This is a genomic window from Lactococcus fujiensis JCM 16395, from assembly GCF_002441655.1.
Taxonomy (GTDB): domain Bacteria; phylum Bacillota; class Bacilli; order Lactobacillales; family Streptococcaceae; genus Lactococcus; species Lactococcus fujiensis.
Genome location: NZ_JXJU01000004.1, coordinates 60,304 through 84,090 on the forward strand (window position 1 = coordinate 60,304; position 23,787 = coordinate 84,090).

Annotated in this window: 25 protein-coding genes and 1 tRNA gene; 5 read left to right on the forward strand and 21 right to left on the reverse strand. The window is 37.7% G+C overall.

All coding sequences use genetic code 11. The features are described from left to right. Positions 1 to 33: 33 nt before the first annotated feature. Positions 34 to 177, reverse strand: a complete 144-nt coding sequence (locus tag RT41_RS10430; protein WP_180752679.1) for a hypothetical protein — start codon at positions 175 to 177, stop codon at positions 34 to 36. 298 nt (positions 178 to 475) lie between these two features. Here RT41_RS10430 and RT41_RS04230 point away from each other — a divergent pair, with 298 nt between their 5' ends. Further along, positions 476 to 721, forward strand: coding sequence for a CBU_0592 family membrane protein (locus tag RT41_RS04230; RefSeq protein ID WP_219524936.1), 246 nt, complete (start codon positions 476 to 478; stop codon positions 719 to 721). A 374-nt stretch (positions 722 to 1,095) separates the two neighbouring features. Here RT41_RS04230 and RT41_RS04235 read toward each other — a convergent pair whose 3' ends face one another. From RT41_RS04235 to RT41_RS04250, 4 genes are all read right to left on the reverse strand, one after another. Beyond that, positions 1,096 to 1,371 carry an HU family DNA-binding protein gene (locus RT41_RS04235; RefSeq protein WP_096817685.1) on the reverse strand — a complete coding sequence of 92 codons (276 nt, stop codon included), beginning with the start codon at positions 1,369 to 1,371 and terminating at the stop codon, positions 1,096 to 1,098. A 156-nt stretch (positions 1,372 to 1,527) separates the two neighbouring features. Further along, positions 1,528 to 2,193 (reverse strand): YpmS family protein, encoded by a 666-nt coding sequence (locus RT41_RS04240; RefSeq protein WP_054639736.1) that lies wholly within the window; start codon positions 2,191 to 2,193, stop codon positions 1,528 to 1,530. A 37-nt stretch (positions 2,194 to 2,230) separates the two neighbouring features. Further along, positions 2,231 to 3,070 (reverse strand): SGNH/GDSL hydrolase family protein, encoded by an 840-nt coding sequence (locus tag RT41_RS04245; protein ID WP_096817686.1) that lies wholly within the window; start codon positions 3,068 to 3,070, stop codon positions 2,231 to 2,233. Between the two features lies 1 nt (position 3,071). Next, a complete protein-coding gene (locus RT41_RS04250; protein WP_054639733.1) occupies positions 3,072 to 3,908 on the reverse strand; it encodes a DegV family protein in 837 nt (278 codons plus the stop codon). Between the two features lie 341 nt (positions 3,909 to 4,249). Between RT41_RS04250 and trhA the strand changes: the two genes are divergently transcribed. Next, positions 4,250 to 4,900, forward strand: a complete 651-nt coding sequence (trhA, locus tag RT41_RS04255) for a PAQR family membrane homeostasis protein TrhA (RefSeq protein WP_054639732.1) — start codon at positions 4,250 to 4,252, stop codon at positions 4,898 to 4,900. Positions 4,901 to 4,933: 33 nt separating this feature from the next. Here the strand turns inward: trhA and RT41_RS04260 are convergent, their stop codons facing one another. Beyond that, entirely contained in the window at positions 4,934 to 8,068 is a 3,135-nt protein-coding gene (locus RT41_RS04260) for a DNA polymerase III subunit alpha (RefSeq protein WP_096817688.1), read from the reverse strand. A gap of 105 nt (positions 8,069 to 8,173) precedes the next feature. Between RT41_RS04260 and RT41_RS04265 the strand changes: the two genes are divergently transcribed. Further along, entirely contained in the window at positions 8,174 to 8,356 is a 183-nt protein-coding gene (locus tag RT41_RS04265; protein ID WP_054639731.1) for a DUF2929 family protein, read from the forward strand. Positions 8,357 to 8,721: 365 nt separating this feature from the next. After that, positions 8,722 to 9,561: a DUF1003 domain-containing protein gene (locus RT41_RS04270; protein ID WP_096817689.1), complete on the forward strand. Its 840-nt coding sequence runs from the start codon at positions 8,722 to 8,724 to the stop codon at positions 9,559 to 9,561. Between the two features lie 89 nt (positions 9,562 to 9,650). On the opposite strand, the gene RT41_RS04275 is transcribed toward RT41_RS04270, so the two are convergent. The 10 genes from RT41_RS04275 to RT41_RS04320 all read right to left on the reverse strand — a co-directional run bounded on the left by RT41_RS04275 (position 9,651) and on the right by RT41_RS04320 (position 18,329). Further along, a complete protein-coding gene (locus tag RT41_RS04275; protein WP_096817691.1) occupies positions 9,651 to 11,258 on the reverse strand; it encodes a CTP synthase in 1,608 nt (535 codons plus the stop codon). Positions 11,259 to 11,460: 202 nt separating this feature from the next. Then, on the reverse strand, positions 11,461 to 12,006 hold the full coding sequence (locus RT41_RS04280) for a TIGR01440 family protein (protein ID WP_054639729.1): 546 nt from the start codon (positions 12,004 to 12,006) through the stop codon (positions 11,461 to 11,463). Next, positions 11,987 to 12,484 carry an ECF transporter S component gene (locus tag RT41_RS04285; RefSeq protein ID WP_054639728.1) on the reverse strand — a complete coding sequence of 166 codons (498 nt, stop codon included), beginning with the start codon at positions 12,482 to 12,484 and terminating at the stop codon, positions 11,987 to 11,989. Before RT41_RS04285 ends, RT41_RS04280 begins: the two co-directional genes overlap by 20 nt. A 19-nt stretch (positions 12,485 to 12,503) precedes the next feature. Further along, positions 12,504 to 13,352 (reverse strand): pyridoxamine kinase, encoded by an 849-nt coding sequence (locus tag RT41_RS04290; protein WP_096817692.1) that lies wholly within the window; start codon positions 13,350 to 13,352, stop codon positions 12,504 to 12,506. Between the two features lie 52 nt (positions 13,353 to 13,404). Further along, positions 13,405 to 14,151 (reverse strand): tRNA pseudouridine(38-40) synthase TruA, encoded by a 747-nt coding sequence (gene truA / locus RT41_RS04295; protein WP_054639727.1) that lies wholly within the window; start codon positions 14,149 to 14,151, stop codon positions 13,405 to 13,407. Positions 14,152 to 14,337: 186 nt separating this feature from the next. Next, positions 14,338 to 14,411 (reverse strand) — tRNA-Arg (locus tag RT41_RS04300). A gap of 560 nt (positions 14,412 to 14,971) precedes the next feature. After that, positions 14,972 to 16,438: an LCP family protein gene (locus RT41_RS04305; protein WP_096817693.1), complete on the reverse strand. Its 1,467-nt coding sequence runs from the start codon at positions 16,436 to 16,438 to the stop codon at positions 14,972 to 14,974. A 124-nt stretch (positions 16,439 to 16,562) separates the two neighbouring features. Beyond that, complete coding sequence (tsaE, locus tag RT41_RS04310; protein ID WP_054639532.1) at positions 16,563 to 17,015, reverse strand: tRNA (adenosine(37)-N6)-threonylcarbamoyltransferase complex ATPase subunit type 1 TsaE; 453 nt, start codon at positions 17,013 to 17,015, stop codon at positions 16,563 to 16,565. Between the two features lie 22 nt (positions 17,016 to 17,037). Next, entirely contained in the window at positions 17,038 to 17,667 is a 630-nt protein-coding gene (locus RT41_RS04315) for a hypothetical protein (RefSeq protein ID WP_054639533.1), read from the reverse strand. Positions 17,668 to 17,735: 68 nt separating this feature from the next. Then, complete coding sequence (locus RT41_RS04320; protein WP_096817694.1) at positions 17,736 to 18,329, reverse strand: GDSL-type esterase/lipase family protein; 594 nt, start codon at positions 18,327 to 18,329, stop codon at positions 17,736 to 17,738. A 124-nt stretch (positions 18,330 to 18,453) separates the two neighbouring features. Here RT41_RS04320 and RT41_RS04325 point away from each other — a divergent pair, with 124 nt between their 5' ends. Next, the gene (locus RT41_RS04325) at positions 18,454 to 19,215 is read left to right on the forward strand and encodes an alpha/beta hydrolase (protein ID WP_054639535.1); all 762 of its coding nucleotides are present in this window, start codon (positions 18,454 to 18,456) and stop codon (positions 19,213 to 19,215) included. A 39-nt stretch (positions 19,216 to 19,254) separates the two neighbouring features. On the opposite strand, the gene pgmB is transcribed toward RT41_RS04325, so the two are convergent. From pgmB to cdaA, 5 genes are all read right to left on the reverse strand, one after another. Continuing rightward, entirely contained in the window at positions 19,255 to 19,923 is a 669-nt protein-coding gene (gene pgmB, locus RT41_RS04330) for a beta-phosphoglucomutase (protein ID WP_054639536.1), read from the reverse strand. 50 nt (positions 19,924 to 19,973) lie between these two features. Continuing rightward, a complete protein-coding gene (locus tag RT41_RS04335) occupies positions 19,974 to 20,459 on the reverse strand; it encodes a PTS sugar transporter subunit IIA (RefSeq protein ID WP_054639537.1) in 486 nt (161 codons plus the stop codon). Between the two features lie 61 nt (positions 20,460 to 20,520). Continuing rightward, entirely contained in the window at positions 20,521 to 21,879 is a 1,359-nt protein-coding gene (glmM, locus tag RT41_RS04340) for a phosphoglucosamine mutase (RefSeq protein WP_096817696.1), read from the reverse strand. Between the two features lie 123 nt (positions 21,880 to 22,002). Next, complete coding sequence (locus tag RT41_RS04345) at positions 22,003 to 22,959, reverse strand: CdaR family protein (RefSeq protein WP_096817697.1); 957 nt, start codon at positions 22,957 to 22,959, stop codon at positions 22,003 to 22,005. Then, complete coding sequence (gene cdaA / locus RT41_RS04350; protein ID WP_096817698.1) at positions 22,949 to 23,785, reverse strand: diadenylate cyclase CdaA; 837 nt, start codon at positions 23,783 to 23,785, stop codon at positions 22,949 to 22,951. Before cdaA ends, RT41_RS04345 begins: the two co-directional genes overlap by 11 nt. Positions 23,786 to 23,787 lie beyond the last annotated feature (2 nt).

Consider the following 23,787-nt stretch of genomic DNA (forward strand, 5'->3'; position numbering starts at 1 on the left):
CAAAATTTTGTGTATTGCTGTCACATGAAGAACCTATCCTGCATGTGCTTGATTTGAAGGAACTTGAGGATTGATTTCCAAATCTACATTTTCGGCATGTGCTATGCCCGCACCTCCTCCTATCAAAGCTAAAGTCAGTACAGAGAGGACAATTTTGATTGCATATTTGGGCATCATACACTCCTTCTAAACCACAAATTGTATTCAATTGATTACTCAACTTAAAGCAGTTATAACATTTTTAGATGACAATGTCAATCACAAAATATCAAACACATTATTTTATTACGCTACGTTACGTTACGTTAGTTCTATTTTTTTGTATTTTGAAACCCTTGTAAGTTTGGTCATTCTTTGGCTCCTCCATTTGTCTCCATAAATGAACTGTGATATAATAACTACAGAATGCATTCATTCTCCTGACGAGAACCACCGTACCAGGTAAGCACGACGGCGAAATTTAAGGAGAATATCTATGTTTATCCAAATCACAGGCTCTGCCCTCATCTTATTTGCTTTTGTCCTAAGTCAATTAGGATTACTAAAAGCGACCTCTGTGACCTATCTCATTTTAAATGTGATTGGTTCTAGCTTTTTAGCATTTGATGCCTTTCACCTCCAACAATGGGGCTTTGTAGCACTCGAAGGGGTCTGGGCAATTGTTTCACTTATCGGTTTGATTCGCCTTTATTTTGAAAACATGAAAACTAAATCATCCTAATCTAAGGAAAATAAAAAAGACTTTCACAAGTCTTTTTTTGTTACAAAAAGTCAGTTTTTACGTATTAAATTTTGAGAGGAAAATCATATGCTTTGCACACTTGATATTCAATCCTGCTGAAGTTACATTCATTTCCAATTAATATTGAATATTTTGATTTCCTAATTAACTTTTGACCAGGATTGTTTAATCTTATTCGGTTGATATTCTAAACTAAAGATTTTAAGTAATTGAGACTTGCCTTCTAACCTATAAAAATTTATGTTAAATATACATAATATTTATTTTCAGCTTTTTTCTTTTTTGTTCTTAAAAAAAAAACAAAAAAGAAAAACACTGTGCAATTGCACAGTGCCAGTATTTCTTAACTTAAATTATTTAACTGCGTCTTTCAATGCTTTACCAGCTTTGAATGCAGGAACAACAGTTGCATCGATTTTGATTGCTGCGCCAGTTTGAGGGTTGCGTCCTTCACGAGCTGCACGAGCGCGAGTTTCGAAAGTACCAAAACCAATAAGTTGTACTTTTTCACCTTTTGAAAGGAATTCTGTAACTGCTTCACCAAAAGCGTTAACTGCTTTTTCTGAATCTTTTTTAGTCAAACCAGTTTTTGCTGCAACTTCAGCGATAAGATCTTGTTTGTTAGCCATTTTAAAAATGTCCTCCATTAATTTTTTACCTTTTACTTAGGCACTGTTTATTCTACCAAATATCGCCCGTCTTTGCAAGCTAAATCGGCTTTTTAAGGCTGTTTTTCAGTGTTTTTCAGTATTTTTTTCGTATTTAAGTTGTTTTTTGATGTTTCATCATTTTTTCATCAAGTCGAAAGTAAAATTTCCATTTGTTAAATCGATTTGATTGGTCTTGAGGTACAAATTGTCTGCCAGGATCAATTTATTTAAGTGGATGATGACTTGACTCGTTGAAGACTTTACTTCAACAAAATCAGGTAATTGATAAGATTTCAACATTTGTAAAATTGCGGAAGTGGGTAAACTTAAAGTTCCTGCTGATATACTCGTCACCGTCAAGGAAATTGCTCCATCAGATAAAGCCAGTGGTTCAAAATAGAGATACAAAGGTACTTTTGTTCCTAAAATTTTATAGTCAATATTCACAACAGCTTGTTGTTCAGAAATATAAAATTTGTAACTCATTCCATCTTTTTGATATTTTTTTAAGTAAGAATTCACTAATTCATTTACTTGTGAAGTCGTTGTATTAATTGTTGCAACTTTTTGATTTGTACTTGCACTTGTTGAACTGGTCTGATTCAAGGTGGCAGAGTCACGTGTCCCAGTAATTCGGATCCCGACAAATGCAACAAGAGCTAAGTTGAAAGCCAACAAGAGTAGAAATAAGATTTTCCAGATTTTGAATGAAGATGTCGCTTTTGTATCTTCTTTTTCAATATTGGGCTTTTCTAGATTTTTGCCTCTATTTTTCCTAGAAATTGAAATTTTTTTGTCCATTTTCTTCCTTTATAATTCGCTTATAATTTGCTCGAAATTAGTGGTTTATTTTTTCATAACTTTTAAAAACAGCATCAGCCATAATTTGATAACCCGTGTTGTTAGGGTGGAAATGGTCACCTGTGTAAAGTAGATTGTTGGAAACGTCTGTCGTTTCATCAGTGCTACTGGTGGATTCCTCAACGGCTTGTCCGCTCGTCCCCTTATATAACAAATCATTGATTGGAACAAAATAAGCATCTGCTTGTGAATTAACCACTTCTTCAGTTGCCTGATTCCAATTATTGATTACGTCTTGCATGACGGTAATATCTGGAAAATTAAGGTAAAAAGGGTTATAAATTCCTAAAACATAAATCTGAGCTTTTGAATTCGAATGGCGGATCTGAGCGAAAATTTTCTTTAGGCGACTTTGATATTCTTGAGCTGGCTTAACAAAGTCATTTTCGTTCATGTTTGAGATATTCGCTATATTTTCTCGGAGGACTTTCATGACGTCATTTCCACCGACCGTAATCGTAATGACATCTGCTGATTTCAAGCCAGCCTCGATGTCAGCTTTGCTCGTCATTCGTGAATAAATCTGAGCACTTGTATCCCCGGCTTTACCAAAATTTTGTATCTTCACTGTCGCATTTGATTTATTCTCTATTTTTTTGGCAAAAAGAGGTACAAATCCGCCCTGATTTGTCGCATCTCCAATTCCTTCAGTTAATGAATCTCCAAGTGCAGCATAGTGAATGGTTCTTGAAGTTATTTTATTCTGCCGACTACTAGCAAATTCATCGCCCGCCTTAGGGATTGCAAGCCATAAAATTGAGAAGATAAGCAAAATTGCTAGCAATAAGCCAGCAAGTGTATTGAATATTTTTTTCATCTTATTCGTAACTAATCATAATAGCCCAAGCTCCTGGACCTGTGTGTGTGGCAATCGTTGAATTTGTATCGAGAACTGAAATTGGTTTTTCAACATATTTTTGTAATGTTTCTTTCGCATGAGTTGAAAATTCCAAACTTTCAACATGAGAGATTCCGATTTCTTTGATCTTCCGACCAGATTCGCTCATGATTTTAGCCAAATCATCAAGCCAACGGTAGAATGTTTTCGATCCACGTCCACGAACAAGTGTCCCCAATTCGTGATCGCGTAATGTTCCGATAACTCGAATGTTTAACAAGGTACCAAAGAGTCCCGTCATCCGACTCACCCGGCCACCTTTAACCATATTTTCAAGCGTTGAAAAGCCAATGTATAATTCAGTATTTTCACGTGTTTTTTTAATGGACTCTAAAATTTCTTCTTTACTATGCCCTTCCTTTGCCATTGCAGCTGCCTGAACAACTTGGAATTTGAGCGCCTGATCCGTAAAATCAGAATCAATTACTGTAATATCTTTCCCTGATAACAAACTCCCTTGTCGGGCAGCCTCAACTGTTCCAGATAAAATATCTGTCAGATGGATTGAAATAACTTGATCACCATCTGCGGCTAGTTCATCATAAACTTCAGCGAACACGCCTACTGGTGGTTGGCTTGTTTTGGGTAAATTTTTAGCATTTTCCATTTTCTCCATAAATTCATCCAATTTAAAATCGGAATCCGAATAGAGAACACCGTCAATCATGACTGATAACGGTACGATTGTGATATTTAATGCTTTAACAATCTCTGGTTCGATAGTAATAGACGAATCTGTCACAATTTTTATTGCCATAATGTCTCCAAATCAAGTTCTCGTACCATAACTTGTGCTTGATGAATGTAATACATCGGTACGCGCAGATTCATTCTGCTTTAAAACTCATTTTCTTTTCTTTACAATTTGTGATATTATATATTATATCAAATTTTCAGGTGGAACGACTAAAAAAGATTGAAATCGATTAAAAAATGGCTTCATATTAAACTTTTGTTGATTAATATGGAAATTTATTAACGATTATTTTTTTTGTTTTAATACTGAAAATTTTGGTTTATTAATAGATATATTATTTTCTCAAATCGGGGAATAATAAAAACATTGCTTTCAATGTTTTGTTTTATAGTGAGGATATTATGGAAAAAACAGAATCTCGTCGTTATTTGATTCTTAATGAAATTTTCAATTCAATTACACATGGTGTTGGTTTGGGACTTTCTATTGCCGGACTTGTCTTATTGTTAGTCAAAGCAAGTTCAAGTGGGTCAGCGATGCAAGTTGTCGCAGCAAGTATTTATGGCTCGGCGTTAATTTTATTGTTTTTATTTTCTACATTAGCACATAGTTTACATTTTACAAAAGCTGTAAAAGTTTTCCGTGTTTTTGATCATTCAGGCATTTATTTTCTGATTGCTGGGACTTACACCCCCTATTGCCTCGTCGCAGTTAAAGGCTGGCTTGGTTGGACAATTTTTGGAGTGATTTGGGCTTGTGCCATTGTTGGAATTACTTTGACTGCCATTTATTTACCAAAATGGAATTCCGTCCCCAAGTCTTCAACCATCCTTTATGTTGTAATGGGTTGGATGATTTTGCTTGCCATTTACCCTTTATGGAATACGATTACGCCACTCCAATTTTGGCTTCTTGTTGGTGGAGGAGTCGTTTATTCTTTAGGTGCACTCTTCTATCATTTCAAGTTTCCCTATGCTCATGTGGTGTGGCACATCTTCGTCCTCTTAGCTGCTATATTAATGTGGTTTTCCGTTTACGGATTTATGGGTTAGAAACAAAAAAACTGAATATTGGTTCAGCTTTTTTTATTTAAAAATAATATTTTCTGCATAACCAGTGAGCCTATGGATAAGCACTTCACTTTCTTCAACATAAAGTTTTGTTTGGACCGTTTCTTTACGATCTGAAAAATGGAGAATCACGCGATGGGCCCCTGGAAATTCTCTTAGTATTGAATTTAATCTTGCATTTTTACTTGAATCTTTCAAATTGAGCCAGAGCTGACGTGAACTTGGTTCGGCAGATGCAACTTTTTCAGCGATGAGTTGTAAATTGTCATTGCGTTCCGAAATTTTTCCTGTGATAAAATAAAATTTACCTTTCTCAAGGATTTGAGAAAATTGTCGATAATATTCCGGGAAAAGCGTCACATCAAATTGATTTTGACTATCTGTCACAGTCAAGAAAGCCATGGATTGTCCATTTTTTGCGCGGTGTGTCCGAATAAATTGGACTTCTACTAAAATAGTAGCATGGTCTTTTTTCTTAAGGTCCTGCAAAGGTTTAAACTGTCCTTCATATAATTGTCCCAGTGTTTGCAGCGGATGTGGAGTTATTCCAACACCTAATTGTTCTTTTTCAAGCTCATATTTTTCAGCCTGACTTAGATCTTCTGCTTCTTGATAGGAAAATTTTAGCGGCGAATCCTTAAATAAATCGAGTTGAATATTTTGGATATAATCAATTAAATTTGAAATGTTTTGCAATAATTTTCCACGGTTAGGCTCCATCTGATCAAATGTTCCAATTTGAATTAAGGTGTTAATATATTCAACTTTTTGAAATTTCTCTGGACATTTTCTAATAAAGTCTTCCAAATTAACAAAAGGACGATTTTCAACAATCCAAAAGGCAAAATCACGTGAAATACTTTGGATATGGGATAGACCGAGATTAATTTTCCCTTGGTTGACTCGGTCATGATAAGGCATTTGATTGATATTAGGAGCTTGAATTTTAAAATTGTTATCCAATGCATCCGCAAGAATAATTTCTCTTTTACGATCCTGCAACTGAACTTCGAAAAAAGCATCTGGATAATGTGCCTTGAAGTAAGCAATTTGAAAAGCTAAGGCCGCATATGCATAAGCGTGAGAACGATTAAAACCGTAATTTGCAAAGCGCTCAATTAATTCATAAATTTTTAGGGCTTGTTCACTCGTATGCCCATTTTGAATGGCTCCCTCGAGGAATTCCTGTTTCAGCTTGTCAAACTCATTCCCTTTTTTCTTGGAAATGGCTCGACGAAGTAAATCAGCTTTTCCTAACGAGAAACCAGCAAATTTTTGAGCCACTTGCATAATTTGTTCTTGATAAATCATTATCCCGTAGGTTGGCGAGAGAATGTCTGTGAGTGAGTCATCAACAGGTTCAACAGCTTCTTTTCCATGCCGTCGTGCAACGAACTGAGGAATAAATTGGCTTGGACCGGGACGAAAAATGGAAGTTGCATCAACAATGTCATCAAATTTTGTTGGAGCGAGGCTTCTAAGGAACCGTCGCATTTGTGGATTTTCAAATTGAAAAATTCCCATGGTATTTCCTGAACGGAATAGCGCAAGTGTCGCTTCATCTTCCAAATCAATATCGATTGGATCAATGTCAATTTTTTCATGTTCTAGAACCGTTTGCCTTATCTGAGAAATCAAAGTCAAGTTACGGAGACCTAAGAAATCAATTTTCAACAACCCAAGAGCCTCAACGTCTTGCGCCTCATATTGAGTCAGAGCTAAATCATCTGAAGGTTTTAGAGCAACGTAATTGACGAGCGAGGCTTCACTCAAAACGACACCAGAGGCATGCGTTGAGGTCTGTCGTGGCATTCCTTCAATACGTCGGGCTACATCGTAAATGCGGTGAAGTTTATCATTTTTCAGCAATTCTGCTTTAAATCTAGGATTTCCTTCATATTCTTCAGCTAACGTATTATAACGTCTAGATAGCATCTTGGTCACTTGACCAATTTCAATTTCAGACATCCCAAATGCTTTTCCTGCATCACGTAGGGCCTGTCTTTTACCAAAAGTAGAAAATGTCACAATTTGAGCAACATGGTCACTGCCATAACGTCGCTTCATATATGCCAATAATTCAGCCCTTCGATCATCCGGCATATCGATATCAATATCTGGCATGGCAACACGTTCTGGATTGAGAAATCGTTCAAAAAAAAGATGGTTCTTGACGGGATCAACATGGGTAATTTGTAATGCGAATGCGACAAGTGATCCTGCGGCAGATCCGCGCCCCATGCCACAATAAATTTGATTTTTCCGAGCAAAACGAAGTAAATCACCAACTATCAAGAAATAGTCGTCAAAACCCATTTGATGAATGACAGATAATTCATGTTTGAGCCGCGATTGATAGTCTGGACTGACGAGTTGAAGGTCTATCAGCCCTTTTTCTGCTCGTTCACGAAGCATTTCGGAAGCATTACGACTTTTATCAAATCGAGGTAAGCCTAAGTTTTCCTCGAGGTCGTAGCTGATTTTTTCTGTCAGGGCTGACAGATTTTTAAGTGCTCCTGGAAAATTTTTCTGGTAATAGGCCTCATATGCTTCAGGCCTTTGCATTAATTCCACTGTTGGAAGAGCCAAGCTATGATCAAAACTTCCCCCATCACGTACGGTATGGAGGACCTCAAGGGTCGAATTATCAGTGGGAGTTAAATATCGAACCGCAGGAAACGGAAGCATGGGGATGCCAAAGTGCACTCCTGGTTGCGTTTTTTGATTTATCCCTACATAGAGGTCAACCTGGGACTTTAATTGGACCAATGCTGACAAGTCACCATAAGCTTCAGGAATCACTACAGCGAGGTCTTCTAAATGCGATTGAATGTCAGCAAATTGAATTTGTCCTTGATTATGCAAGGTTGAAATTCGTAGTAAATTTTTGTAGCCTTTTGTACTTTTGGCAATAAAAGAAAGTGTCATCGGAAAACCGAAAATTTCAAATGCTAACTCGATTGACACTACAGCTTGTAAATTGTATGCTTTTGCTTTTGTAATAAATCGGTATGCAGCGTGAAGATTCCCATTGTCACAGATTCCGACCGTTTGATAACCATAACGTTGGGCCAAATTTAGGTAATCATCGACTCGAACCACACTGTCTAAAAAGCTGTATTCTGTTTTCGTGTTGAGGAGTGCGAACATTTCGCTCCTTTCTGAATAAAATATTTTTCAAGTGAAAATTTGAATTTTGTGCTTAATTATATTATACTTGATTTTGTAGAAAAAATAATAGAAAGAAGCGTAAATATGAAACTTATTGTTGCTCTTTTTTGGTCAGCCGTCATTGGTGAGGTCGTTGGCTATATCATGACAGCACTTGCTGGCGTTGCTGACAACGCGATCTGGACGCTTGTTGTTTCAATTATATTTGGCTTGTTTGTTTATGTTGCTAGCAATATTGTTGTGACTAATCCAAAAGAAGAAAAATAATTTTACTTGTCAGATTACTGGCAAGTTTTTTGATTTTTTAATTTCAATTATTACTTTTTTATTATTTTTAAACTTTTAAAACTTGCAAATTGATGAAAACAGGTTATAATAATAAAGGACTGTCCTGAGCAATCAGGCAATTAGAATTATATGAAAGGAGAGTGCCTCAGTCTTGAATAGCGACAACCCTATACCCCCGAACGCAGATTATTTAACAACACAAAAAAGCTCATTCGAGCAAGACTGTCTTTTGCACACTCCTGCTCGTATATCTGCACTTGAAATGTAAACAGTTGAATTAAACTGCTTGTTTTGTTGAGCACCGTTTCATTTCTAAAGCAATTCAATCTGAGGCCACATAAAATATGGCTCCACTTGCATCAAATAAAGTTATCTGTTTAGTTAACGGACGAATTCACCGCGTTTCTGGTGGTGATTATTTAGAGAATCTCGACCCGAGTTTGCAAACCGTTATCAAACGTGACTATCCCAATGCAACTAATCAAAGTTTTATTTGTAATGAACACCAAGTTAAATTCCGTTTGGAAGTTCTTGATACACTTTTTCACCTTGATCTTCAGAAAAATTTTACGGTTAATGATCGTCTTAATGAAGAACTTGAAAAAGCTAATTTTGAAATTTCTGACGTTGAGGAACAACTTGAGGCCCAAGAAACTTGGGGCGAACGTGCTGCCGATAAGGTAACCGAATTCGTTGGTTCTTGGTCTTTTATCTTAATTTATACAGGTATTTTAGTCGTTTGGATGTTCTTAAACGTGACGGGAGCCTTCTTTGGTCTCGAATGGGATAAATATCCATTTATCCTGCTAAATTTATTCTTGTCGGTCACTGCTGCCATGCAGGCACCATTAATCATGATGAGTCAAAATCGGGCTGCCGACCATGACCGTCTCACAGCTAAAAATGACTTTCAGACAAACATCAAATCTGAAAAAGGGGTTGCAGCCCTACATGAAAAATTAGATCATTTGATGATGGATGATCAGACTTCAAATATGCAAATTCAAAAAATCCAAACCGAGATGCTTGGTGATATTCAAATTTTGCTTAATGAAGTTTATCAACAAAATCAAGATATTCGTGACCGTTTGGACGATGTTGAAGATCAACTTGATGATTTCGAAGAAACGCTTGATAACATCGAGGAAAATACGGATGATGAAGATGTAGAAAATTCAAAATAAAGAAAAGTGCTAATGATTAGCACTTTTTTGGTCAGTGCTGACCATTTTCCATCATAAAAAAACAGCTCATCATGAACTGTTTTTTTATTTTATTTGTGATTTTCGAGTGATGCTTTAACGAAGGCAGCATACAATTCTTCTGGTCGGTTCGGACGAGATTGCAATTCTGGGTGATATTGACAAGCTACGAAGAATTTCTTTTCTGACAATTCCACAATTTCAACCAGACGATTGTCAGGGCTGACACCAGAGAATGTAAAGCCTGCGGCTTCGAATTGGTCACGGAATTTGTTATTGAATTCATAACGATGACGGTGACGACGTTGAACTACTTCGGCATTGTTGTAAGCTGCAGCTGCTTTTGAATGGGCTTTAAGTTTAGCAGGATACAATCCAAGACGCAAAGTTCCCCCCATCTCTTCAACATCAACTTGATCACGCATGATATCAATGACTGGATATTTCGTTTCTGGGTCTAATTCAAATGAGTTTGCACCTTCGTAACCGAGCACATTACGTGCAAATTCAATCGCTGTTAATTGCATTCCAAGACACACGCCGAGGAAGGGGATATCATTTTCACGCGCAAATTTAATGGCTGAAATCTTACCTTCGGTCCCACGATGTCCAAAGCCACCAGGAACGATAATTCCGTCAGCATTTGCAAGTCGAGCTGCAACATTTTCATCGTTCAAGTCATTCGCATTTACCCAATCCACATCAACTTCGGCATCGAGTGGGAAGCCTCCATGCTTCAATGCTTCAACAACAGAAATATAGGCATCTGGAACTTCAATGTATTTTCCAACCATCGCAATGTTAACTTTTTTCTTTAAGTTCATAATCTTGTCGACCATTGCTGACCATTCAGTCATATCCGCCGCTGGTGCCTCAATTTTAAGATGGTCACAAACAACTTGGTCCATCCCTTGAGCTTGTAAGTTCAATGGAATTTGGTAGAGATGATCAACGTCAACCGATTGAATCACTGCTTCTGGCTCTACGTCACAAAACATAGCGACTTTATTGCGCATTTCTGTGGTGACAGGAACTTCAGTACGAAGGACAAGCATATTGGCTTGAATTCCAAATTCACGTAAGGTCTTAGTCGCATTTTGTGCAATTTTTGTTTTTAATTCACCAGCAGCACGTAAATGTAAAATGGGAACCGTATGGATATACATCACGTTTTCAGCACCCATATCAGATTTCATCTGACGGATTGCCTCAATCATTGGCATTCCTTCCATATCGCCGACCGTCCCACCGATTTCAGTGATGATCACATCTGCATCTGTTGCAGTTGCAGCACGCATGATTTTATCTTTGATTGTATCTGTCACGTGAGGAACCATTTGGACTGTTGCACCAAGATACTCCCCTTTACGTTCTTTTTGGAGAATTTCATTGTAAACTTTACCGGATGAAACGCTTGAAAACTTGTTCAAGTTAATATCGATGAAACGTTCGTAATGACCTAAGTCAAGGTCTGTTTCAGCTCCGTCATTAGTAACAAAGACTTCCCCGTGTTGATATGGGCTCATTGTGCCAGGGTCGATGTTGAGATATGGATCAAATTTTTGAACTGCAATTTTAAGTCCACGATTTTTAAGCAAGCGACCGAGTGATGCAGCGACAATCCCTTTTCCCATTGATGAAGTCCCACCACCTGTGACGAATATATACTTAGTTGACATTCTTTCTCCTTTTTTCTGCTGTTTTTCAATAATGAATCATTTTTAGCGGGAAAAACAAAAATAAGCTCCCCCAATGGGGAGCTTCTGAATTTACCGATTTTTCAAAAATGAAAAACCAGTGCCCGAACTTAATTATAACAAATTATAAAAAATGTGCAAGAAATAAATTTCAGGGTCTTCAAAATTGGTTTTATATTAAAGGTTAAACCGAATATTTTGCTCTTTCACCACCAATAAGCTTAGGGCGTGATTTAAGAGCTGTGACATGAGCTCCTCCTAATTCTTTAAGAACAGGACGGATTGGTATTTGAACATGCTTTACATGCATTCCTATAGCCGTATCTCCAATATCAAGACCTGCAAAAGCGGTGACATGCTCAATTTCAACTGGCCGATCGAATAACTTGTACGCGGCAACTTGTCCACTTCCACCAGCGTGGAGTTGTGGAATCACTGAAACGACGTCATAATCTTTTTTTTCTGCTAATTCTTCTTCTACAAGCAAGGCTCGATTCAAATGTTCGCACCCCTGAACAGCCAAATATATTCCTTTGGCCTTCAAAGTCTTATAAATTGTACCAACAATAACCTCACCAATTTCAGCTGAACTTGCTTTTCCAATTCGACCACCGTTAACTTCTGAACTAGACAAGCCCAAAACGAAAATTTGTCCCGCTTTAATCTGTGCTTGCTCAAGCACATCATCAATAATTATTTGTGTATCTGTTTCAATTTTTTTCAAATCCATGAATCATACCTGTTCTTTCTAAAAGTTTAGCGAAAATTGTACCAAAAAGGTAGCCAATTGTCGTTTGAATAATGTTGGGAATATTGGTCAATGGGTTTACTGCGGCCACAAAGCCATAAAGTAACCAGGTGGCAAAAAAATAGCCTCCGACCATGAAAAGTCCTGACAAAATAAAATTTATCCATTTTCGTTTCGTCAATGCACCCAAATAGCCTTGTCCGCCATGAATAATTAAAGAGAAGAACATCCATTGTGGGAAGCCCGATGTCAAATCGGATAGAAAAGCAGCAAGCCCACCAACGATTGCCCCTTCTCTCTTACCAAACGCTAGAGCTACTGTGAAAATTCCTGCATCAAGTAGTGTTACATAACCGTTTATCGCCGGAATTGGAATTTGTAAAAATCGTCCCACGACAAACGTTGCTGCCGATAAAAGACCTAAAAGGGCAATCCCCTTTGTTGAATATTTTTGATTCATTTTAATATTCTCCTCTATTTTAAAATTGTTTGGAATCTAAAACTTGTTCAAAATCGACCCCAAAACGTCGGTCCGCATCAATTGGAGTGGCCTTGATTGTTTCCCAAACAAAGTCAACAGCTACTTTGGCAGATTCAAACAAATTGTCTGATTTCAACAACTGAGCCGTCAAAACAGACCCAAAGATGTCACCAGTACCATGAAATGTACCTGGAAATTCTTCTGCTAAATAAGTTTGGAAATCGACTTTATTTTGTTTTTGCCTATATTCGCTGTCACTGCTTACAGCTACACCAATTTTTCCCTTTTGCGTTTTTATACCCGTCAGGACAACTGCTTTTGCACCTTGGTCAAGTAATTTTGATAAGAGAGTTGCGATAAACTCTGAATCATGTTGGTCATCTTGATAGGGTGTTTTGGTCAGCAAACACGCTTCCGTAACATTGGGTGTCAGAACGTCAGCAAAAGGAACTAATTCCGCCATTCTCTCTACAAATGCATCATCAAATACCTGATACAATTGACCATTGTCAGCCATGACAGGATCAATAACTATTTTATTCTCTTCCGTTTTATAAGTTTGAATCATTTTTTTCAGCACACCAATTTGCTCACCAGTTGCCATAAAGCCTGAGTATATGGCATCAAACTGAAGGTCTAGTGGTTGCCAAGCTGACATTATCTTTTCCATTTCAGAGGTCAAATCTAGATAGGAAAAATTCGTGAATCCCCCCGTGTGAGTCGATAAAAGTGCCGTCGGCAAAAGCCTTGTTTCGACACCAAAATAGCTCAAGATAGGCAGGGCGACCGTCAAGCTACAGCGGCCAATACATGAAATATCATGAACTGCTAATACATTTTTCGACACTTCTTAACTCCCTCTAATATTCTTTAATAAAAACAAATCTAAACCAATTTACTTACCCATGATAAATCACTTCTTTAAGAAAAAGTCCCTCCGGCGCCGCTGTTGGTCCAGCAAATTTCCGATTTTTACTCTCCAAAATCTTTGTTATTTGACTAACGGGCATTCTGTCATTTCCGATTTTTATTAAGGTGCCAACCATATTCCTTATCTGTTTATATAGAAATCCATTTCCTCTAAAAACAAACTTAATATTTTCATCATCAAGTACAATAAGTTCAGCCTGACTAATTTTTCTCACTTTATCTTCAACTGACGAGCCACTTGCTGTGAAGCCCGTAAAATCATGTTCTCCCATCAGTAATGTCAAGGCTGAACGCATTTTATCTAAATCTAACGAATAGCGAAAATGTGCTCGATAATGCCTTTTAAATGGGCTTCTGATTGGTGAATGTTCAAGATAATATTCATAAATTTTTTCATGCGGTTCAAAACGAGCGTGCCAGTCCTCAGCAACAACTTCCACAGACCGAAAGGCGATATCCTCTGGTGTTTGTGTATCCAACGCAAATCGCAAACGTTCAACATCACGCACGCCATTTAAGTCGAAATGAATGACTTGAGCCAGCGCATGGACACCTGAATCTGTCCGACCTGCTCCTTGTAAAATGACGGATTGATGTGAATTTAACCGCGTAAGTACTTTCTCAATTTCTTCTTGTACTGTCCGTTGATTGTTTTGCGTTTGGAAGCCAGCAAAAGCCGTCCCATCGTATGAAATAATCGCTTTATATCTTGTCATGAATTCTATTATAGCAAAAAATTTTAGAGATGACCTTTTCCTATTTTTAATAACAAAATAAAAAACCCTTACCACGAAAGTAAGGATTTACACACTCGTACGAAACGAGAATGAGGTTTGGCACCCATTGTTGAAGGATGAAAAATAAGACTAGAAGTTCGAAAGTCATACGTGCTGACAATCTAATGATTCAGGGGGGATTCGAACCCTCGACCGTTCGCTTAGAAGGCGAATGCTCTATCCAGCTGAGCTACTGAACCTTATATTTTTTTTGCAAGATTTTTTATTTTTTCAGCCAATCTCTTGCACTCTGGCTTGTCCATTCTCGCTAGGTCACTAAAGTGACCAGTCGAATCGCAGCTGAGCTACTGAACCTTATATTTTTTTGCAAGATTTTTTATTTTTTCAGCCAATCTCTTGCACTCTGGCTTGTCCATTCTCGCTAGGTCACTAAAGTGACCAGTCGAATCGCAGCTGAGCTACTGAACCTTATATTTTTTTGCAAGATTTTTTATTTTTTCAGCCAATCTCTTGCACTCTGGCTTGTCCATTCTCGCTAGGTCACTAAAGTGACCAGTCGAATCGCAGCTGAGCTACTGAACCTTATATTTTTTTGCAAGATTTTTTATTTTTTCAGCCAATCTCTTGCACTCTGGCTTGTCCATTCTCGCTAGGTCACTAAAGTGACCAGTCGAATCGCAGCTGAGCTACTGAACCTTATATTTTTTTCACGCAATAAAAAGACGCTGTCAATGTTTGCAAAGTTACTTTTGCACTGACAGAGTCCATTTTATCATATTTTTTTTAACATAGCAATTAATTATTGACCAGGGTATTTTGTGCCTTCAGGATAAATCGTACCATTGGTATAGACATAGTAGCCGTTTTTATAATAGACTGTATAGCCCTTAGGCGAGGTATAAACGTTTACTGTTCCAGTTGCAGAAAGCCCCGTTGGTACACTTGCTGTGGAGCTTTCAGAAGTACTTGATGTGCTCGTATTAGTCGTCGCATTCGAATTACTTCCACTTGTAGAACTACTTTCTTTTGTTGTGGTGCTTCCCAAATTAATCGTAGTATAGTCGGCCTTGTTACTGTCCGTAATTGGAACCATATCGCCGGTTTTACTCAAACCGTAGGATGTTTGTTTCCCATTTTCAGTCACGGTTGCTGATGGCATTACAAAGCCAGAAGATGATTGACTGCCAAAATATGATTCGTAAGTAATCAAATTACTTGGTAACGTACTGACAGTTGCTTCACCCAACGACTTCAGCATTGTATTCTGAATTGCTAAATACATGTTGTTCGGAATAAACTGATAAGAACCTCCATTGACAGTCATCCCAATTCCTTCGTATTGGATTGATACAACTTTCTTGAAACAGTCTTTATAACCCAGCAAGGAAGTCAAAGTTGTTGTTGTAATTGGAATATTTGTCTTAAAATCTTTAGAGGCTTCATTCAATATTTTTTGATATTGAGTCAGATTATCCAAAGCAAGTAATTTTTTCATCAAGGCTGAAATCACTTGACGTTGAGCAACTTGCCGTCCATAGTCACCACCTACGCGGTGGTGTCGGTCACGTGTGTAAACTAAGGCTTGGGCTCCATTAATGTGTTGCCATCCAGCAGCAACACGAGCAGTATATTGTGGCTCAGTGTCCGAAATAAATATTTCATGGTTGGGATTTGGATATGCTGAGGTCGATGCAGCGATCAATTTGGGATCATTATAGACATCTACACCGCCTACAGCATCAACTAAATTGATCAGTCCATCAAAATTAATGGTCACGAAATTATCAAGTTCGACACCCGCTTGTTCCCCAATCGTTTTCATCGAGTAACTCACGGCTGTTTCTAATCCATTCGAACTTCCGCCCGCATTATAGCCCATTGGATAAGCAGCATTCATTTTTTGCTTAGAAACGACTTTTCCTGAAGCATCCAGAATGTTGGTCATTGTATCACGTTCCATTGAAACCATTGTTACAGTATCTGTTTTAGGATTGAGTGTCATAACGATTTGTGAATCAGAATTACCATTCCAATCTTCAGCGGTTCCACGACCCGCACCACCTGTATCCACACCTAACAATACAATTGTTAAAGGTTTAGTTGCTTTCAAAATCTCTGTGGTATTTTTACTTCCGACTTTCGTATAAGTCGTTTTCAAGGCATTTACTGTTGAAGTTGATACTGTGAGCAAATAAGTCGCAGCAGCAGCTACCGTAAGTAAAATAATTGCTCCTGTCATGAGGAGTGATTTCATCCAAAGTTTCATATTAGCATTATATCAAAATTCTGACAATTAACAATATCATAAAGCTATTTTTAAGTTATTTTGCATCAAATTGTAATAAAAAAGGGACCAATCGTCCCCTGTAATTCAAATATATAGATGCATTTTATGCCTGAACGGATTCAACAAGTTGAACATATCGTTGGCCATGGGGAATCAATTGAATGTCTCGGTCGGCATCCGTATCAAAGCTATCAACATATTTATCAAACACAATTTCAAGATAATCTTCTGGCAAATCTTTCCCCAAAAGTTCTCCCCATTCAATTACCGAAACACCTTCACCAAATAAATAATCATCCATATCAAACGAGTCTGGATCATCACCAATCCGATAAACATCCATATGGTAAAGGGGTAAACGTCCTTCATATTCGCGTACAATGGTGTATGTTGGACTCTTAATCATCTGTTGGATATTTAATCCGAGGGCCAAACCTTTAACAAATGTCGTTTTCCCAGCCCCCAATTCACCTGTTAAGACGATAATGTCTTGAGCTTGTAAATTACTTCCTAATTTTTCTGCGAATTGGAGCATTTCTGCCTCATTGTATTTCATAATTAACTCTTTTCTAATAGATTTAAGAATGTTTATTGCGACGGCGCATTTGATGTGCTTCTGCATTAATCTTCATTTTAATTGTATCATCAATCTTACTTAAAGTGCTTTTTTTAGGTACAGACGTTGCCTTTTTTTCAACTTGATTCTTACCAACAACTTTTTTACGTAAATGTCTCCAAAATGCAATAATTCCACCAATAATCGCAAAAGAAGATGATAAACTCGACAGAATGATCGGGATCATACTACTATTATTTGATTTAGAATTATTGTTGTTTACTGTCTCTTTAATAATGGTGGTTGAACCAGTGGTTCCTTTATCTGATGACTCTGGTTGTGTGTATTGATTTGAGTTATTAGCAGTTGTTGTTTTGCTATCTTGATTCGTTGTATTAGTCGCCAGCCCATTATTATTATTTGTTTGATTATTACTTTCTGGTGTCGTCTGACTTGAATTAGCAGTCCCTGTTTTTGTATTTGCACTCGCACTTGAGGCAGTTGTCGCTGAACTGTTTGTTGTAGCATTACTTTCTTGAGTGGTTTGACTAGAACTGCTTGTACTTGTCGCTGTGCTATCATCAGCAAATACGTTTTGGCTTCCAAATAGCAGGAGGCCTCCAATTAAAAATGTACTAATATATTTTTTCATATTTTTATTATAGTTGATAAATCTTAAGTGATTCTCTAAAGAGGAAGGAGATTTCTTTCTAATCCTCATCAATTCATTATCCTTTCAAGCATTAACTCTGATAAAAGGTCATAACCTCGCGCTGAGAAATGAAGGCCATCATCTTGTAAATATTGATTTGGATTCTGTGAGGCAATCATTGCGCCATACAAATCAATCACGTTTTTGTCATAAAGTTGGCCTACCTTTTTCATTGTGGCTCTGTATCGACAAATTAGTGTATTAGAGCGATTATTAATATCAAGAGTATCATTATGATATGGCGGACTAATCAAAATGACTTTGTTCTCATCAAGTTGTTCGATCATGACGCTAAGATTTTTCGCATATTCACTTTCAGTAACTGAAAAATAACGTGAGGCATCATTAGCACCGAAGAAAATGAAAACAAAATCTGCTTTTTTCCGAACAATTTGAGGTAACCTTTTCATGGCATGTGTTGTCGTATCCCCATTTACACCTTGCAAATTAATTTCTAATTCAATTCCTCTTTTTCTTGCATTTGCTTCTAATTTTTTTCTTAAAATTTGTGTTGCTGGACGTCCCAAAATCCCATAGCCATTGGTAATCGAATCGCCAAATATTACAACTTTCGTTTTTTTTACTTCCCTTTCAACTCCAATATTATGTCCGTCTTAGAGTTACTGTTCTATTATAGTCGTTATGAAAATGATTTTCAAACACTTTAATTGCAAATCTAATCTTTTTTTATTTTTAGTATCAAACAATTTTTGATAGAATAGACCTATGCAAATTGAAAATATTACGATTAATTCCACTGCGGAATTAACTTTTTATAATAGAAAAAACCCAAGATTGGACCATCGATCACAGCCTGCTGTAATTATTTGTCCTGGTGGTGGTTATAAAGTTATTGCTGAACGTGAAGCTGAACCTCTTGCACTTGCCTTTTCCTCACAAGGTTTCCAAGTTTTTATTTTGAACTACACCGTAATGAGCAAAGGAACGACCGAAAATTTTCTTAATCAGGACATTGAAGAACTTCATGAAGGACTTGAATTGATTAGAGAAAATAAAACAAAATGGGAAATTGATGAGGATAATATTTTCCTTCTTGGTTGTTCTGCTGGTGGTCATGTTGTCTCTCGTTATTGCAATTTTAATCTCGCGAAAAAGCCAAAAGGAGTTCTTCTCTGTTATCCTGTAACTTCGCTTTCGTTTGGCTGGCCAAAAGATTTCCATCATTTCAATTTTGAGATTGAAGATTTAGAATCTTATAATGCTTGTGAAATGGTCAATCCTGATACACCACCTACATTTATTTGGCATACAATTAATGACAAAACTGTTCCTGTTTATAATACCTTGAAATATTGTGAACGACTCTCAAAATACAATGTTTCAGTTGAAGCACACATTTTTGATGATGGCCCTCATGGCTTATCTTTAGCCACACGTGCGTCATCTCCAAATGATAGCTTGCTCAATGATGATGTCTCGAGATGGTTTAATTTTGCCCTTCAATGGATCAATCGCAAACTCGACTAAAATAAAAAACGCACGATCTCAATCCTGCGTTTTTTTGTTTTATCGTTTTTCAGCCCAAACTTTTTTTAAGAAATCGAACGTGTAGTGTGCTGTATCAGGAACGACCACGATGTCTGTTCCTAAATCCTCTGGACGTCCAACTCCAATTGGCAAAGCTCCTGAATCTTTAATCGATTGAATTCCAGCTTGTGAATCTTCAAGACCAATGGACTCTACTGGAGATACGTTGACTGCTTCTGCTGCTGCGATAAATATATCTGGAGCAGGTTTTGATGCCGCAACTTTAGCTGGATCTGCAATGGCATCAAAATAATCAGTTAATTCCATACGTTCCAACAAGAATGGTCCATTTTTAGATGCAGACGCCAAAGCGATTTTTACACCATTGGCACGTAAGTCTTTTAATAATTGCAAAATACCCGGGTAAATGTCTGCTGGTGAAACGTCTTGAATCATTCTTACATAATTTTCATTTTTGCGATCACATAATTCTGCAAATTCCGCATCAGAATATTTATTCTCTTGACCACCGAGCGCAAGAATTTTACGTAGTGAGTCTTCACGTGCGACACCCTTGAGTTGTTCGTTAAATTGGCGGTCTACACCGTCAATTCCGATTTCTTCAGCGAGTGCTTTCCATGCACGATAGTGATATTCGGCAGTGTCAGTAATGACACCATCGAGGTCAAATAATACTGCTTTAAACATTTTGTTTTTCTCTTTCTATAAATAAAAATTTAATAAACAATGTGGCTCAATTATTTAACGCTAGCAGCACCTATTCTTGCTCCGGCTTTTGCTCCGCCATAATTGACATCAAAAGAATTTAAATGGTCATTTCCATTTGTGAAAATGACAAGGGTTGTCTTTTCGTAACCTGCCTGTTCGATTATATTCCAGTCAACCCGCCCAAGGACCTGTCCTCCCTCAACAACATCGCCTAATTTGATTGTCAGTATAAAGGGTGCACCCATTAAATTGACCGTATCAATACCCATATGTAAAAGAATTTCTAGTCCGTCAGCACGTCTTAACCCAACTGCGTGCCCCTCGATTAATACTACTTTTCCAGTTACTGGTGACAAAATTTGACTACTTTCAGGCGTCATAGCAAAGCCATCACCTAGAATTTTTTTTGAGAAAACGGGATCTGATACTTTTTCCATTTCAAAACTATTGCCATCAAATGGTGCATAGAGAAATTTGTCATCTTTTAAAACTTTATTTTTACCAAACCCAAACATATTTTCCTTAATTCTAAAAAATCATTCATGTTTCCTGTTATTGTAATTTTATATTCTGAGATTAGTGTTGTCCAATTTCACGTTCAACAACAGCTGAAATTGTATCAACGACTTCGTCAACCATTTCTTGTGTTGGTGCTTCCGCCATAACACGTAATAGTGGTTCTGTGCCGGAAGGGCGAACAAGAATACGGCCCTGTCCATTCATCTGACTTTCCATTTGAGAAATCACTTCTTTAATTGCTGGGACATCCATTGCCCCATCTTTTGCAGCATTGTTGGCCACACGAATATTCGTTAATTTTTGAGGATAAATCGTTACTTCGCTCGCCAATTCAGAAAGTTTTTTGCCAGTATCTCGCAAGACTTTAAGTAATTGAATGGCTGAAAGTTGACCATCCCCTGTTGTATTGTAATCAAGGAAAATCATGTGACCTGATTGTTCACCGCCAAAATTATAATGATTTTTCTTCATTTCTTCGACCACGTAGCGGTCTCCTACAGCCGTGACAACTGAATTTAATCCTTCAGCCTCAACGCCTAAATGGAAACCGAGATTAGACATGACTGTCGTAACAACAGTGTCCTCAGCAAGTCGACCTTTATTTTTTAAATATTTGCTGACAATAAACATAATTTTATCGCCATCTACAATATTTCCGTTTTCGTCGGCGGCAATCAAGCGGTCCGCGTCTCCGTCAAAAGCAAGTCCAATATCACTTCCTGTTTCAACAACTTTTGCAGCCATCGCTTCTGGATGAGTTGAACCAACTTTAACGTTGATATTCAAACCGTCAGGGTTTTCGCCAAGCACGGTCAACTCAGCATTCAAATCGGCAAATACAGCACGAGCACTTGTATGTGACGCCCCATTGGCACAATCTAAAACGACTTTATAACCAGCAAAATCACCTTCAGCTGTTGATTTCAAGAAGGCTTGATATTTGCGGACACCTTCAATGTAATCATGCAACATTCCCAAACCTTGAGCTGAAGGACGTGGCAAAGTATCTTCAGGCGCATCAATTAATGCTTCGATTTCAAGCTCTTTGGCATCTTCAAGTTTGTAGCCATCGCCACCAAAGAATTTGATTCCATTGTCAAGCGCTGGATTATGACTGGCTGAAATCATAACTCCAGCAGAGGCACCATCCTTCTTAACCAAATAAGCGACACCTGGTGTTGCAATAACGCCTAAGTCATAAACCTCAATTCCTACTGAAAGAAGGCCAGAAATCAAACTTGTTGCAAGCATTTGTCCCGAAATACGTGTATCACGTGCGACATAGACTTTTGGCGTTCCCGTTTCGTGTTGACTTAGTACATAACCGCCAAAACGGCCAAGTTTGAATGCCATTTCTGGTGTTAATTCAACATTAGCTTCTCCGCGAACCCCATCGGTCCCAAAATATTTACCCATTATATTGTTAATCTCCATTTTCAGATTTGTTACATGTCTGAAATCTTTTTTTCATGTTATTTTAATAACAGCCTTTTTTAGTTTATCATTGACTGTCAATTTTAGCAAATTTTCACTCTATTATCACTTCTTTTTAACCGGACTTAGAGTAATTTCAACTGTACCTGGTTTGACAGAAACACCGTCAGCACTGACAGTTGCTTCAATCTTCTTCTCCGCTCTAACACCCGTTATATCAGCACTGACGGTAATTGAAGTGATCTTGTCCAATGCAGTCTGTTGTCCATATATTTTGACTTTTTCAGACGATACCGACGTCTTAATTGTAGATAAACTTGAATCCATTGTTCCTGTCAATTTTACATTTAAGGGAACGTATTTGGAAAGCTTATCGACATTAACCTTCATTCGAACAACGCTTGGGTTAATAATTGCCGGCAATGTCTTGCCACTTGAATCTACCGCCCTCAATGAAACTTTTCCCGTGTAGTTATCCGTCAAAAGTACATCGCTTGGCAAATCAGCCTCGATTGCATAGATTTTGGAAATACTTTCTTTCCCCGCAGTAACATTGACTGATTGCTCCGACAAATCGATCGAACTGACCGAAAATCCTGCAGGAATTTGCGTTTTATCAACTTTAGGAATAATCTCAAAGTCTTGGCTCGCTTTTTCTTCAACCGTGACATCTGCGTAAGTCGGGTCGATTTGTGCGGTCACACCACTCGGTAATTGCTCGACTCGAATTGGGTAAACATTGGTCCCCATTTTAGCACCTGACAGGTCAACTGACAGATAAAAATTTCGAGTTTCAGAATTTTCTTCATTCGTAATCTGCAGTCGGTTGTATCCTGATAAATGCACGGTTACCGCTGAAACTGTGCTTGAAACGAAATATTTATTATTATCATATTGCATCTCAATCGGCACATTTGTCACTGTCGCTGTGTATACAGAACCCGTTGTCGAGACGCCATCATTTCTGATTGCTGTCACATTAGCATTGAAAAATAAGACAATCGCAAAGAAAACTGAGGTCAAGATATAGAAAAATTTAGACGTAAAAAATTTATTTCTCATTTTTTACCTCCTTACTCAGATCTGGCTTCAATATGGCAACGAGAATATCATGGAATCTTTCTTTAGAAATATCTGCGAAAAATTCACCATTATGCGCAACAGAAATCCCTCCTGTTTCTTCAGAAACAATAATTATCAAAGCATCTGAAACTTCAGATAGTCCAATAGCTGCACGGTGTCGGGTCCCAAATTGCTTCGAGATACCTGATTTTTCAGTTAGCGGTAAATATGCTGAAGTAACCGCAATTTTATCTCCTTGTACAATGACAGCACCATCATGAAGTGGTGTATTCGGAATAAAAATATTTATGATAAGTTCACTCGTGATGTCGGCATCCAAGTGTATTCCTGTAGAAACATATTCCGCCAAGGTTTGAGATTGTTCAATAGCAATCAGTGCCCCAATTTTGCGTTCACTCATATAAGCAAAAGATTTTTCATAGGCTGCAATATGTCCATCGGCTGTCCCTTTTTTCGTTGGTGTAAAAATGGTTGTGGTTCGGCCAAGACTCTCCAAGACCCGCCTAATTTCTGGTTGGAAAATAATAACACCAGCAATCACACCATAAGTAATAACCTGATTAAGCAGCCATTCCACAGTTGTCAGTCCAATCAGTCCCGCAACAATTTTGATGATTAAAAAGATAATCACTCCACGAACCAAGGTCATGAGTTTTGTTCCCTGGACAAATCTGATAGCCATATACAAGAAGAAACTTACAATCGCAATATCTAAGATTGCCACCGCGGTTCGATATGGAGACTCATTTAGTTCAAATATTTTTTGCCAAAAACTAGGGTCGAAAAATTGATTAAAATCGCTCAAAT